Origin of the sequence: Stutzerimonas sp. FeSN7 (assembly GCF_030263795.1) — a bacterium.
Taxonomy (GTDB): Bacteria; Pseudomonadota; Gammaproteobacteria; order Pseudomonadales; family Pseudomonadaceae; genus Stutzerimonas; species Stutzerimonas stutzeri.
In genome coordinates, this window is the sequence record NZ_JARPMN010000001.1 from 3,641,498 (window position 1) to 3,653,845 (window position 12,348).

At 62.8% G+C, this 12,348-nt stretch carries 13 protein-coding genes; 2 read left to right on the forward strand and 11 right to left on the reverse strand.

Going from position 1 to position 12,348, the window contains the following annotated elements; all coding sequences use genetic code 11:
- The first annotated feature begins 1 nt into the window (after position 1).
- Positions 2 to 430, forward strand: a complete 429-nt coding sequence (locus tag P5703_RS17340; protein WP_020306553.1) for a type IV pilin protein — start codon at positions 2 to 4, stop codon at positions 428 to 430.
- A 112-nt stretch (positions 431 to 542) separates the two neighbouring features.
- Here the strand turns inward: P5703_RS17340 and ispH are convergent, their stop codons facing one another.
- The 6 genes from ispH to murJ form a co-directional block, all read right to left on the reverse strand.
- Positions 543 to 1,487 (reverse strand): 4-hydroxy-3-methylbut-2-enyl diphosphate reductase, encoded by a 945-nt coding sequence (gene ispH, locus P5703_RS17345; protein WP_020306554.1) that lies wholly within the window; start codon positions 1,485 to 1,487, stop codon positions 543 to 545.
- A gap of 115 nt (positions 1,488 to 1,602) precedes the next feature.
- Entirely contained in the window at positions 1,603 to 2,040 is a 438-nt protein-coding gene (gene fkpB, locus P5703_RS17350) for an FKBP-type peptidyl-prolyl cis-trans isomerase (RefSeq protein WP_020306555.1), read from the reverse strand.
- Positions 2,037 to 2,534 (reverse strand): signal peptidase II, encoded by a 498-nt coding sequence (gene lspA, locus P5703_RS17355; protein ID WP_020306556.1) that lies wholly within the window; start codon positions 2,532 to 2,534, stop codon positions 2,037 to 2,039. Before lspA ends, fkpB begins: the two co-directional genes overlap by 4 nt.
- Positions 2,535 to 2,573: 39 nt before the next feature.
- Positions 2,574 to 5,405 (reverse strand): isoleucine--tRNA ligase, encoded by a 2,832-nt coding sequence (gene ileS / locus P5703_RS17360; RefSeq protein WP_279642926.1) that lies wholly within the window; start codon positions 5,403 to 5,405, stop codon positions 2,574 to 2,576.
- Position 5,406: 1 nt separating this feature from the next.
- Positions 5,407 to 6,357: a bifunctional riboflavin kinase/FAD synthetase gene (gene ribF, locus P5703_RS17365; protein ID WP_053527277.1), complete on the reverse strand. Its 951-nt coding sequence runs from the start codon at positions 6,355 to 6,357 to the stop codon at positions 5,407 to 5,409.
- 84 nt (positions 6,358 to 6,441) lie between these two features.
- Positions 6,442 to 7,989, reverse strand: a complete 1,548-nt coding sequence (gene murJ / locus P5703_RS17370; RefSeq protein ID WP_053527278.1) for a murein biosynthesis integral membrane protein MurJ — start codon at positions 7,987 to 7,989, stop codon at positions 6,442 to 6,444.
- A 221-nt stretch (positions 7,990 to 8,210) separates the two neighbouring features.
- Between murJ and rpsT the strand changes: the two genes are divergently transcribed.
- Positions 8,211 to 8,489 carry a 30S ribosomal protein S20 gene (gene rpsT / locus P5703_RS17375; protein WP_003288018.1) on the forward strand — a complete coding sequence of 93 codons (279 nt, stop codon included), beginning with the start codon at positions 8,211 to 8,213 and terminating at the stop codon, positions 8,487 to 8,489.
- A gap of 90 nt (positions 8,490 to 8,579) precedes the next feature.
- Here the strand turns inward: rpsT and P5703_RS17380 are convergent, their stop codons facing one another.
- The 5 genes from P5703_RS17380 to rplU form a co-directional block, all read right to left on the reverse strand.
- Complete coding sequence (locus tag P5703_RS17380; RefSeq protein WP_014595902.1) at positions 8,580 to 9,044, reverse strand: CreA family protein; 465 nt, start codon at positions 9,042 to 9,044, stop codon at positions 8,580 to 8,582.
- Positions 9,045 to 9,052: 8 nt separating this feature from the next.
- Positions 9,053 to 10,171, reverse strand: a complete 1,119-nt coding sequence (proB, locus tag P5703_RS17385) for a glutamate 5-kinase (RefSeq protein WP_019406341.1) — start codon at positions 10,169 to 10,171, stop codon at positions 9,053 to 9,055.
- A 106-nt stretch (positions 10,172 to 10,277) separates the two neighbouring features.
- Positions 10,278 to 11,495: an Obg family GTPase CgtA gene (gene cgtA / locus P5703_RS17390; RefSeq protein ID WP_020306563.1), complete on the reverse strand. Its 1,218-nt coding sequence runs from the start codon at positions 11,493 to 11,495 to the stop codon at positions 10,278 to 10,280.
- A 157-nt stretch (positions 11,496 to 11,652) separates the two neighbouring features.
- On the reverse strand, positions 11,653 to 11,910 hold the full coding sequence (gene rpmA / locus P5703_RS17395; RefSeq protein WP_011912146.1) for a 50S ribosomal protein L27: 258 nt from the start codon (positions 11,908 to 11,910) through the stop codon (positions 11,653 to 11,655).
- A 35-nt stretch (positions 11,911 to 11,945) separates the two neighbouring features.
- The gene (rplU, locus tag P5703_RS17400; protein WP_013981863.1) at positions 11,946 to 12,257 is read right to left on the reverse strand and encodes a 50S ribosomal protein L21; all 312 of its coding nucleotides are present in this window, start codon (positions 12,255 to 12,257) and stop codon (positions 11,946 to 11,948) included.
- Positions 12,258 to 12,348: the final 91 nt, after the last annotated feature.

Here is a 12,348-nt window from a genome sequence, read left to right on the forward strand (position 1 = left end):
TATGAAGAATACGAACCAAGGCTTTACCCTGATCGAACTGATGATCGTGGTAGGCATCCTCGGGATTCTCGCCGCGATCGCCTACCCCAACTATATGGAGTACATACAACGCAGCAACCGGAGCGAGGGACAGGCGTTACTTCAGGATGCTGCAGCGAGTCAGGAGCGATTCTTTGCGCAGAACAACAGCTATGTAACCACCGCGGCAGATATCGCGAAGCTGGGAATGCGAGGAACCAGCGGTACCACTGTCACGTCGGATACCCGGAAATACACATTGACTGTGGGAACTAGCGCAAACGATGGCGGCTACACGCTCACCGCGACGCAGCATTTTGGCGACGCTACCTGTGGCAATCTCACGCTAAATGCGCTCGGCGTCAAAGGCCGTACCGGCAGCGGAAAAACTGTGGAACAGTGTTGGAAATAACCGATAAATGAAGCGAAGAAGCCCGGCAGCAATGCCGGGCTTCTTCGTTTGATGGCCGAAAAGCCAGCAATACGATCAACGCATATGCAACCGTGGCTGCTGAATCGGGCAATTATACCTGCCTCACCCGCAGCTCCTTCGGCATCGAAAACGTCACGTTCTCCGGCCGCCCTTCCAGTTCATCCATTCCTTTGGCGCCCCACTCGCGCAACTGATCGATCACTCCACGCACCAGCACTTCAGGGGCCGAGGCGCCGGCGGTGATGCCGATGCGAGAGTCTTCGGCGAACCACTCGCGCTTGAGGTCTTCGGCGCCGTCGATCAAGTAGGCGGGGGTGTCCATGCGCTCGGCCAGTTCACGCAGGCGGTTGGAGTTGGAGCTGTTGGGACTGCCGACCACCAGCACCACGTCGCACTCGCCGGCCAGTTGCTTGACCGCGTCCTGGCGGTTCTGGGTGGCGTAGCAGATGTCGTCCTTGCGCGGGCCGCCAATGCTGGGGAAGCGCGTGCGCAGGGCGTCGATCACGCGGCTGGTGTCGTCCATGGACAGCGTGGTCTGAGTCACGAAGGCCAGCGACTCGGGATTGCGCACCTGCAACTGGGCGACGTCATCCTCGTCCTCGACCAGGTAGATCGAGCCGCCATTGGCGGTATCGTACTGCCCCATGGTGCCTTCGACTTCCGGGTGTCCATGATGGCCGATCAGGATGCACTCGCGGCCTTCGCGGCTGTACTTGGTGACTTCCAGATGAACCTTGGTCACCAGCGGACAGGTCGCGTCGAACACCTTCAGGCCGCGTTTGTCCGCTTCCATCCGTACTGCCTGGGACACACCGTGGGCGCTGAAGATAACGATGAAGCCATCCGGCACCTGGTCCAGCTCATCGACGAAGATCGCGCCGCGCTCGCGCAGGTCTTCCACCACGAACTTGTTGTGCACCACTTCGTGACGCACATAGATCGGCGGACCGAAGACTTCCAGGGCGCGGTTGACGATCTCGATGGCACGATCGACGCCGGCACAGAAGCCCCGGGGGTTGGCGAGTTTGATTTGCATGGCGTGTCTCTCGATGCGCGTGGCACGCGGGTTGGATGACAGTTAGGGTGGAGGCGCTTCTTACCTCAACCATGGCGGCCTGCGGTGGATCGGTGAAGCGTGATCCACCCTACAATCAGAGCGCTTTAACGTCGATGATCTCGACTTCGAAGGCCAGGACCTTGCCTGCCAGCGGATGATTGAAATCCACGGTGACTTGTCGGTCGTTGAAGGTCTTGACCACACCCGGCAGCTCAGTCTTGGCGGCATCGTTGAAGATCACCAGCAGGCCTTCGGATAGCTCCATGCCTTCGAACTGGCTACGCGGCATGACCTGTACGTTCTGTGGGTTGGGCTGGCCGAAGCCCTGCTCCGGTGCGACCTGCAGGGTGCGCTTGTCGCCCGCCTTGAGCCCGTACAGTTGCTGCTCGAAACCCGGCAGCAGGTTGCCGTCGCCGACCTTGAAGGTCGCCGGCTTCTTGTCGAAGGTGCTGTCGACCACATCGCCGTTTTCCAGGCTAAGCGCGAAATGCAGGGTGACTTCCTTGTCCGGCCCAATGCGCTGTTCAGTCATGCGGATTCTCCGGTTTTGTCGCTCTTGAACATGTCCAGCGCCAGCATCACGGCGCCGACGGTGATGGCGCTGTCGGCGATGTTGAACGCCGGGAAATACCAGCGGTTCTGCCAATGCACCAGGATGAAGTCGACCACATGGCCCAGCACGATGCGGTCGTAGAGATTGCCCAGCGCGCCGCCCAGCACCAGCGCCAGCGCCACGGCCAGCCAGGTCTCGTCGGCCTTCAGCCGCTTGAGCCAGACCACCAGCACGGCGCTCACGCCAATGGCGATCAGCGCGAACAGCCAGCGCTGCCAGCCGCTGTGATCGGCGAGGAAGCTGAAGGCCGCGCCGGTGTTGTAGGCCAGCGTCCAGGCGAAGTAGCCGGGAATGACCTCGACCTTCTGGTACAGGCTGAAATTGGCCTCGAACCAGTGCTTGCTCACCTGATCGAAGGCGATCACCAGCACGCTGAGCCATAGCCAGGTGAGCTTGCCGAAGCGTGCGCTCATCGCCTGGCTCCAGTGCCGCTTGCGCCGATGGCGAGGCCGTCACGCATAGTGACGCACCTCGCCGGCACCTTCGATGTTTTCCACGCAGCGCCCGCAGATTTCCGGGTGCTCGGCGTGGCTACCGACATCCGGCAGGTGGTGCCAGCAGCGACCGCACTTGGCGTGCTCGGTCTTCTTCACCAACAGCTTGAGGCCGGCCAACTCGCTCTCCACCGCCGCGGCAGGCGCCTGCGCCAGCGGCGCGACCGCGACGGCCGAAGTGATCAGCACGAAGCGCAGCTCGTTGCCCAGCTTGGCCAGTTCGGTAACCAGGGCGTCCTCGGCATACAGGGTGACTTCGGCCTGCAGGTTGCCGCCGATGACCTTGGCATTACGCTGGTTTTCCAGCTCCTTGTTCACCGCCGCCTTGACCGCCATGACCTTGTCCCAGAACGGGCGGCCCAGCTCGAAGCCTTCCGGCAGTTCGGCAAGCCCTTCGTACCAGGTATTGAGCATCACTGACTCGTTGCGCTCGCCCGGCAGGTACTGCCAGATCTCTTCGGCGGTGAATGCCAGGATCGGCGCGATCCAGCGCACCAGTGCCTCAGCGATGTGGTACAGCGCAGTCTGGCAGGAACGCCGCGGTAGACTGTCGGCGCCCGTGGTGTACTGACGGTCCTTGATGATATCCAGATAGAAGCCGCCCAGCTCCTGCACGCAGAAGTTGTGCACTTTCTGATAGACATTCCAGAACTTGTAGGTCGTGTAGGCCTCTTCGATCTCGCGCTGCAGCAACAGCGCACGGTCGATGGCCCAGCGGTCCAGCGCGATCAGCTGATCGTTCGGCGCCATGTGCTGCGCCGGGTCGAAGCCGTCGAGATTCGAGAGCAGGAAGCGCGCGGTGTTGCGGATACGCCGGTAGGCATCGGCGCTGCGCTGCAGGATCTGCTTGGAAACCGCCATCTCGCCGGAATAGTCGGTGGCCGAAACCCACAGACGCAGGATATCGGCGCCCATACTGTCGGTGATTTCCTGTGGAGCGATCACGTTGCCGAGGGACTTGGACATCTTGCGGCCGTTCTCATCCACGGTGAAGCCATGGGTGAGCAAGCCGCGGTACGGCGCGTGGCCATCGATGGCGGCGCCGGTCAGCAGCGAGGAATGGAACCAGCCGCGATGCTGGTCGGAGCCTTCCAGATAGAGATCGGCACGCGGCCCCTGCTCGTGGCCCATGGGATGCGAGCCGCGCATCACGTGCCAGTGGGTGGTACCGGAGTCGAACCAGACATCGAGGGTGTCGTTGGTCTTCTCGTATTGCGCCGCCTCGTCGCCAAGCAGATCGACCGGGTCGAGTTTGAACCAGGCTTCGATGCCCTCGCGCTCGACGCGCTGGGCGACCTGTTCCATGAGCTCGACGGTGCGTGGGTGCAGCTCGCCGCTTTCCTTGTGCAGAAAGAACGGGATCGGCACGCCCCAGTTGCGCTGGCGCGAGATGCACCAGTCAGGACGCCCAGCGATCATGCCGTGCAAACGCGCCTGCCCCCAGGCCGGGACGAACTCGGTCTGCTCGATGGCGTCCAGTGCACGACGACGCAGCGAACTGCCGTCATGGGCAACCTTGTCCATGCCGACGAACCACTGTGCCGTGGCGCGGTAGATCAGCGGTGTCTTGTGCCGCCAGCAATGCATGTAGCTGTGCTGGATCGACTCGTGCTTGAGCAGCGCACCCACCTCGGCGAGCTTTTCGACGATCGCCGGATTAGCCTTCCAGATGAACTGGCCGCCAAAGAACGGCAGATCCGAGACATAGACGCCGTTGCTCTGCACCGGGCCGAGAATGTCGTCATTCTCCATCCCGTAGTGCTTGCAGGAGCGGAAGTCGTCCTCGCCGTATGCGGGCGCCGAATGGACGATACCGGTGCCAGCGCCGGTTTCCACATAGTCGGCCAGGTAGACCGGGGCAAAGCGCTCGTAGAACGGATGGCGGAAGCGGATCAGCTCCAGCGCCTTGCCCTCGCAACGGGCAATGATTTCACCGGCCAGGCCATAGCGCTGCAGACAGGACTCGACCAGTTCTTCGGCCAGCACCAGCAGACGCTCGCCGGTGTCGACCAGCGCATAGACGAACTCGGGATGCACGTTCAGCGCCTGGTTGGCCGGAATGGTCCAGGGCGTGGTGGTCCAGATGACGATGCTGGCGCGCTTGGCCAGACTGGCCAGGCCGAACGCGGCGGCCAGCTTGTCGGCGTCCTCGACATCGAAGGCGACGTCGATGGCATCGGATTTCTTGTCCTGATACTCCACCTCGGCCTCTGCCAGCGCCGAACCGCAGTCGAAGCACCAGTTGACCGGCTTCAGCCCCTTGAAGACAAAGCCACCCTCGACCATCTTGGCCAGCGCCCGGATTTCACCGGCCTCATTGGCGAAGTCCATGGTCTTGTAGGGGTTGTCCCAGTCACCCAGAACGCCGAGACGAATGAAGTCGCCCTTCTGCCCTTCGATCTGCTCGGCGGCGTAGGCGCGGCACCGCTCGCGGGTCAGATCCGCTGGCTGGTTCTTGCCGAAGGTGGTCTCGACCTTGTGCTCGATTGGCAGACCGTGGCAGTCCCAGCCCGGCACGTAAGGTGCGTCGAACCCGGCGAGGGTACGCGAGCGGACGATCATGTCCTTGATGACCTTGTTCACCGCATGGCCGATGTGGATGTTGCCGTTGGCGTACGGCGGGCCATCATGCAGGATGAACTTCGGGCGTCCCTCGCCGATCTGCCGCAGCTTCCGGTACAGGTCGATGCTGTTCCAGCGCTGCAGAATCTCCGGCTCGCGCTGTGGCAGACCGGCCTTCATCGGAAATGCCGTGGACGGCAGATTGAGGGTCGCTTTGTAATCGGTCATTTCAGTCCTGACTCGTCATAAGGGATGAAGCCCGCCAGTAATCACGGGCAGCGGCGATGTCCGCATCGATCGCCGTCTTGAGCGCCTCAAGCGAGGCAAAGCGCTGCTCGTCGCGCAGCTTGCGATGAAAGGTCACCTGCACCAGACGGCCATACAGGTCACCCTGGTAATCGAGCAGATGGACCTCCAGATGGGGCTGGCCGTCGCTTTCGACCGTAGGCCGCATGCCGATGTTGGCCACGCCGGCGAACACATTGCCCTCTACCTCGAGTGTCACGACGAACACGCCGCTGAGCGGCGTGTTGCGACGCTTGAGCTGCACGTTGGCAGTCGGCGCGCCCAGCTGGCGACCGAGTTTCTGCCCATGCATGACCCGCCCGGTGATCGCGAAGGGCCTGCCGAGCAATGCCTCGGCACAACCCAGGTCACCGTCGGCCAGTACCTGGCGCAGCCGCGTGCTGCTGACACGCTCGCCATCCACCTCGATGGTGGTGGCCGCCTCGACACTGAAGCCTTCGGCGGCGCCAGCCTTGAGCAGGAAGTCGAAGTCGCCGGCGCGGTCACAGCCGAAACGGAAATCGTCGCCCACTTCAAGATGCCGCACGCCGAGGCCTTCAACCAGCGTGGCGTGGACGAACTCCGCGGCACTCAGCTCTCGCAGGCGGCGATTGAACGCCAGGCACAGCACCAGATCGACGCCCTGCTCGCTCAACAGCTGCAGCTTTTCACGCAAGCGGGTGAGCCGCGCCGGCGCCTTGTCCGGCGAGAAGAACTCACGCGGTTGCGGCTCGAAGATCACCACGCAGCTCGGCAGCCCCAGCTCGGCCGCACGTTCGCGCAAGCGCGCCAGGATGGCCTGATGCCCCCGGTGCACGCCGTCGAAATTGCCGATGGTGGCGACGCAGCCCCGATGTCGGGGGCGCAGGTTGTGAAGACCTCGAACCAGCTGCATACCGCACTTCTTGCTTGAAAAGTGGCCGATTATACGCATGTGACATGGTCAGCGGACAGGTTTGCATCGGCCGGACAGTGGCGATCAATGCCGCAAATGTCGCGGTCGCAACCCCATCAGCAACAGCCCAGCGACAAATGCCGCCAGGCCGGCGCAGACCAACAGGCCCAGCTGCAGCGCGCGCTGCTGCCAACCCCACTGGAACCACTCCTGGGCCGGCACGTTCAGCCACCAGACCACCGCCACCATCGCCGCACAGGCCGCTGCCAGGCGCAGGCCGAACAGCCACCAGCCGGGTGCCGGCCGATAGACGCCGATCTTGTACAGCCCCCAGAACAGCAGCACGGCGTTGAGCATGGATGACAGCGAAGTCGCCAGCGCCAGGCCGACGTGCTGCAGCGGCCAGATCAGAATCAGGTTCATCACCATGTTCGCCACCATGCAGATCACGGCGACACGCACCGGCGTCTTCAGGTCCTGACGCGCGAAGAAGCCCGGCGCCAGCACCTTGATAAGCATGAACGCCAGCACGCCCAGCGAGTACGCCTGCAGCGCCCGCGCCGACTGCACTACCGCCTCCTCGCTCATGGCCCCGTAGTAGAACAGGCTGGCGATCATCGGCTCGGCGAGAATGCCCAGCGCCAGTGCCGCCGGTACGCCCACCAGCAGCACCATGCGCAGCGCCCAGTCCAGAGTCGCCGAGAACGCCTTGGGATCCTCGCCGGCATGCTGGCGCGACAGGCTCGGTAGAATTACCGTGCCGATGGCGATGCCGAACGCACCCAGCGGCAATTCGGACAGCCGGTCGGCGTAATAGAGCCATGAGACGCTGCCGGTTTGCAGGAAGGACGCTAGCACGGTATCCAGCAGCAGATTGATCTGGCTTACCGAAACCCCGAACAGCGCCGGCACCATCAGCAGCATGATGCGCCGCACCCCCTCGTCACCCCGCTTGACTCGTGGCCTGGGCAGCAGCCCCAGCTTGGCGACATACGGCAGCTGGAACGCCAGCTGGGCAAACCCGGCGATGAACACGCCCCAGGCCAGCGCCATGATCGGCTGATCGAAATAGGGGGTCAGGAACACCGCCGACATGATCATGCAGACGTTGAGCAGCACAGGCGTGAAACCGGGCACCGCGAAATAGCCATAGCTGTTCAGCACCCCGGAGGTGAAGGCCGTCAGCGAGATCAGCATCAGATAGGGAAAGGTGATGCGCAGCAACTCGCCGGCCAGCTGCATTTTCGCCGGATCGTCGTGAAAGCCCGGCGCGAAGACCATCACCACATAGGGCGCGAACAGCACGCCCAGCGCGGTCAGCCCCGCCAGAATGAGCCCCAGCATGCCAGCCGTACGATCCACCAGCTGCTTGACGTCCGCCAGCGTGCGCTTGGTGCGGTACTCCGACAACACCGGCACGAAGGCCTGGGCGAAGGCCCCCTCGGCGAACAACCGGCGGAGGAAGTTGGGGATCTTGAACGCGATGAAGAACGCATCCGCCGCCGCACCGGAGCCGAAGTAGCTGGCGACCACCATATCGCGTACCATGCCCAGCACGCGCGACAGCAGGGTCATGACACTGACCACGGCGCTGGAGCGCAACAATCCGCCCTTGCCGATTTTTTCGGACATTTGTCTTCCTAGAGTTGCAGCGAGAGTGATCGACCGGGCGCCCTGCGCCGGCCTGATCGATGGCCAGTTACGACACGAAATGAGGCGGCGAGTTTAGCCTCAGCCCATCTGTCCGGCCAGCTTCTCAAGCCATTCGACCAGGCTTGACAAGCGCCCTTCGCATCGGCATGATTCGCGGCCTTATTTGCTTTGCAATCCCCACGTTTTCGAGGAGTTCGACGGTGGCCAACAGCCCTTCCGCCAAAAAACGCGCAATTCAGGCTGAGAAGCGTCGCAGCCACAACGCCAGCTTGCGCTCCATGGTTCGCACCTACATCAAGAATGTGGTCAAGGCCATCGACGCCAAGGACCTGGACAAGGCCCGCGCAGCCTACACCGCCGCCGTGCCGGTCATCGACCGCATGGCCGACAAAGGCATCATCCACAAGAACAAAGCCGCTCGTCACAAGAGCCGCCTGAACGGCCACATCAAGGCCCTCGGCGAAGCTGCTGCAGCCTAACTGCAGGTTCTTGTAAAAAAAACCGGCCTAGCGCCGGTTTTTTTGTGTCTGCTTTTTCTGCCTCACCCCGACGGATCCAGACGACTGCAATTATTGCGTCACCGGCCAGGGCAGAATCGGAATCGCCGTCACCGCATTCTGCGGACTACCCTCGATGACCCGGTCGCTGTACACCAGATAGACCAGCGCATTGCGCGACTCGTCGAAGAAACGCACCACCTGCATGGTCTTGAACACCAGCGACGTGCGCTCCTTGAACACCACATCGCCATCCTTGAGCTTGCCCTTGATGCGAATCGGGCCGACCTGACGACAGGCGATGGAGGCCTCCGCGCGATCCTCCGCCAGCCCCAGACCACCTTTGATTCCACCAGTCTTGGCCCGCGACAGATAGCAGGTTACGCCATCGACCATGGGATCATCGAATGCCTCGACGACGATCTTGTGATTCGGCCCGAGCCACTTGAACACCGTGTCGACCGCGCCGATCTCCTCGGCAGCCGCCAGGCCCGGCAGGGCCAATCCCACCATCAGTGCCGCAATCGCCAAGCGCATGGAACAGCTCAGACCAGAATCATGTTGTCGCGATGGATCAACTCGGGCTCATCGACATAGCCCAGCAGCTTTTCGATCTCGTCGGATGACCGCCCGAGAATGCGCTGCGCCTCAGCCGCACTGTAATTCACCAGCCCGCGCGCCACCTCGGCGCCCTGCGGACCGACGCAGACCACCATCTCGCCACGGCGGAACGCGCCCTGCACCGCACGCACGCCGACCGGCAGCAGGCTGCGGTTGCCCTGACGCAAGGCCAGCACCGCCCCTTCATCCAGGGTCAGCGTGCCACGCGTCTGCAGATGCCCGGCCAGCCATTGCTTGCGCGCCGCATGCCGATTGCATTCAGGCGCCAGCAGGGTACCCAGCCGCTCGCCCGCCTTGAGGCGCGACAGCACCTGCTCGATGCGCCCACCGACGATCACCGTGTGCGCACCGGAACGCGCGGCGAGGCGCGCCGCCCTGAGCTTCGTCTGCATGCCGCCGCGACCCAGGGCGCCACCGGTGCCGCCTGCGACCGCATCCAGCGCTGGGTCGTCGGCACGCGCCTCGCTGATCAGATTGGCTTCGGGGTTATGACGCGGATCGGCATCGAACATGCCATCGCGATCGGTGAGGATCACCAGCAGGTCGGCCTCGACCAGGTTGGCAACCAGTGCGGCCAGGGTATCGTTGTCACCGAAGCGGATCTCGTCGGTGACCACCGTGTCGTTCTCGTTGATGACCGGCACCACGCCGAGATCGATGAGCGTGCGCAACGTGCTGCGCGCATTGAGGTAGCGCTTGCGATCGGACAGATCGTCATGGGTGACCAGAATCTGCGCGGTCTGCTGATCGCAGCGCGCAAAGCTCGACTCCCAGGCACGAATCAACCCCATCTGGCCCACCGCAGCGGCAGCCTGAAGTTCGTGCACCGCCTTGGGGCGCGAAGCCCAGCCGAGACGACTCATGCCGGCAGCCACCGCACCGGACGAGACCAGCACCAGCTCGACGCCCGCCGCTCGCAGCGCCACCATCTGGTCGACCCAGACAGCCATCGCCGCCTGATCGAGCCCTCGACCGTCTGCGGTCAGCAGCGCACTGCCAATCTTCACCACCCAGCGCCGCGCGCCGCTCACCTTGTCCCGCATCGTTCCCGCCTTCCATTCGGCCAAAACACTTCCGGATCGGGCTGCGCACGAGCCAGCCCGCCGACCACCCGCCTGAACCAGGCCTCACAGCGGCCCGACGCTCGCCTCAGCGAACGTAGATGATCTCGGCACCGCCCTCGTCATCATCATCGTCGTCGAAGTCGTCATCATCCGCCTCCTCGACCGACTTGACGCCAGCACGACGCAGCGCCCGCTGATCATCGAGCTCCTGCAGCCGAGCCCGCGCCTCGTCCTCGATCTGCCGATCCAGCTCGGCAAGCGCCTCGGCATACTCCGGCTCCTCGGCGATACGCACGGCGCGCTCGTCCAGGTAACGCATGATCGCCTGACTGAGCGCCTCGGTACCCTCGCTCTCCAGCGCGGAGATGACGAACACCGGTCCTTTCCAGTCCAGCCGCTCGACCACCTGCCGGACGCGCTCTTCGCGCTCTTCTTCAAGCAGCTGATCGGCCTTGTTCAGCACCAGCCAGCGATCACGCTGCGTCAACGCCGGACTGAACTTCTCCAGCTCGTGCAGGATCACCTCAGCAGCATCGGCAGGGTCACTGCCGTCCAGCGGCGCCATATCGACCAGATGCAGCAGCAGACGGGTACGCGCCAGATGCTTGAGGAAGCGAATGCCGAGCCCGGCACCTTCCGAGGCACCCTCGATCAGCCCCGGAATATCGGCAATCACGAAGCTCTTGTAGCGACCCACGCTGACCACGCCGAGGTTCGGCACCAGCGTGGTGAACGGATATTCAGCCACCTTCGGCTTGGCCGCCGACACCGAGCGAATGAAGGTACTCTTGCCGGCATTCGGCAATCCGAGCAGACCGACGTCTGCCAGCACCTTCAGCTCCAGCTTGAGGTCGCGCGCATCGCCCGGCTTGCCTGGCGTTGTCTGCCGCGGCGCGCGGTTGGTGCTGGACTTGAAACGCGTATTGCCGAGCCCGTGCCAGCCACCCTGCGCCACCAGCAGTCGCTGACCGGCCTTGGTCAGGTCGCCCATGATTTCCTGGGTCGCTGCATCGATGACCGTGGTACCTACCGGCACCGGTAGGATAAGGTCTTCGCCTTTGGCGCCAGTGCAATCGGTGCTGCCGCCCTTCTGCCCGTTCTGCGCTTGGAAGCGCCGGGTATAGCGATAGTCCACCAGCGTATTGAGGTTCTCGTCAGCCTCGAGATACACCGAGCCGCCGTCACCACCATCACCGCCGTTAGGGCCACCCTTTTCGATGAACTTCTCGCGACGGAAGCTCATCATGCCGTTACCGCCGTCGCCGGCCTTTACAAAAATCGATACTTCATCGACGAATTTCATGGGAACGCCTCCCGTCGCAGGACGGGCTTAAGAAACAAGAACGTAAGGATCTTGCGAAAAACCGGACGATCGCCAAGCGGTTCTCGGCAAGAGCCTCACAGGATACAGAAACAAAAAAGCCCCGTCGCATGACAGGGCTTTTCCAGCAACGCCGCAGTTAGGCTGCGACGACGCTCACGTAGCGACGGCCAAAAGCACCCTTCACTTCGAACTTGACCACACCTTCGACCTTGGCGAAGAGGGTGTGGTCCTTGCCCATGCCAACGCCATAACCGGCGTGGAACTGGGTGCCGCGCTGACGCACGATGATGTTGCCGGCCTTGATGGCCTGGCCGCCGTACATCTTCACGCCAAGTCGTTTGGCTTCTGAGTCGCGACCGTTGCGGGTAGAACCGCCAGCTTTTTTGTGTGCCATGAGTTCAATACTCCTATATGGGGATTCAGGCCCGATTAGCCCTGAATACCGGTGATTTTGACCTCAGTGAACCACTGACGGTGGCCCTGACGCTTCATGTGGTGCTTACGACGGCGGAACTTGATGATGGTCACTTTGTCGTGGCGGCCCTGGGCAACCACTTCAGCGGTGACTTTGGCGCCATCGACCACCGGAGCGCCGATCTTCACATCGTCGCCGTTGCCGATCAGCAGAACGCGGTCAAAGGTGACAGCTTCGCCAGTCGGAACTTCGAGTTTTTCAATCTTGAGGTATTCGCCTTCGGCAACCTTGTATTGCTTGCCGCCGGTTACGATAACTGCGTACATCTTGTATCTCCGTTGATCCTGCTCACCCAGCGCTTTGAAAGAATGATTAGTGGCTGGCATGGCTGCATGGGGCCGGAAGGTGACGCCCGTG

Excerpts from the sequence above, each read along its gene's own strand:
- P5703_RS17340 (WP_020306553.1), top strand. The coding sequence starts at position 2 with ATGAAGAATACGAACCAAGGCTTTACCCTGATCGAACTGATGATCGTG.
- ispH (WP_020306554.1), bottom strand. The coding sequence starts at position 1,487 with ATGCAAATCAAACTCGCCAACCCCCGGGGCTTCTGTGCCGGCGTCGAT.
- fkpB (WP_020306555.1), bottom strand. The coding sequence starts at position 2,040 with ATGACTGAACAGCGCATTGGGCCGGACAAGGAAGTCACCCTGCATTTC.
- lspA (WP_020306556.1), bottom strand. The coding sequence starts at position 2,534 with ATGAGCGCACGCTTCGGCAAGCTCACCTGGCTATGGCTCAGCGTGCTG.
- ileS (WP_279642926.1), bottom strand. The coding sequence starts at position 5,405 with ATGACCGATTACAAAGCGACCCTCAATCTGCCGTCCACGGCATTTCCG.
- ribF (WP_053527277.1), bottom strand. The coding sequence starts at position 6,357 with ATGCAGCTGGTTCGAGGTCTTCACAACCTGCGCCCCCGACATCGGGGC.
- murJ (WP_053527278.1), bottom strand. The coding sequence starts at position 7,989 with ATGTCCGAAAAAATCGGCAAGGGCGGATTGTTGCGCTCCAGCGCCGTG.
- P5703_RS17380 (WP_014595902.1), bottom strand. The coding sequence starts at position 9,044 with ATGCGCTTGGCGATTGCGGCACTGATGGTGGGATTGGCCCTGCCGGGC.
- proB (WP_019406341.1), bottom strand. The coding sequence starts at position 10,171 with ATGCGGGACAAGGTGAGCGGCGCGCGGCGCTGGGTGGTGAAGATTGGC.
- cgtA (WP_020306563.1), bottom strand. The coding sequence starts at position 11,495 with ATGAAATTCGTCGATGAAGTATCGATTTTTGTAAAGGCCGGCGACGGC.
- rpmA (WP_011912146.1), bottom strand. The coding sequence starts at position 11,910 with ATGGCACACAAAAAAGCTGGCGGTTCTACCCGCAACGGTCGCGACTCA.
- rplU (WP_013981863.1), bottom strand. The coding sequence starts at position 12,257 with ATGTACGCAGTTATCGTAACCGGCGGCAAGCAATACAAGGTTGCCGAA.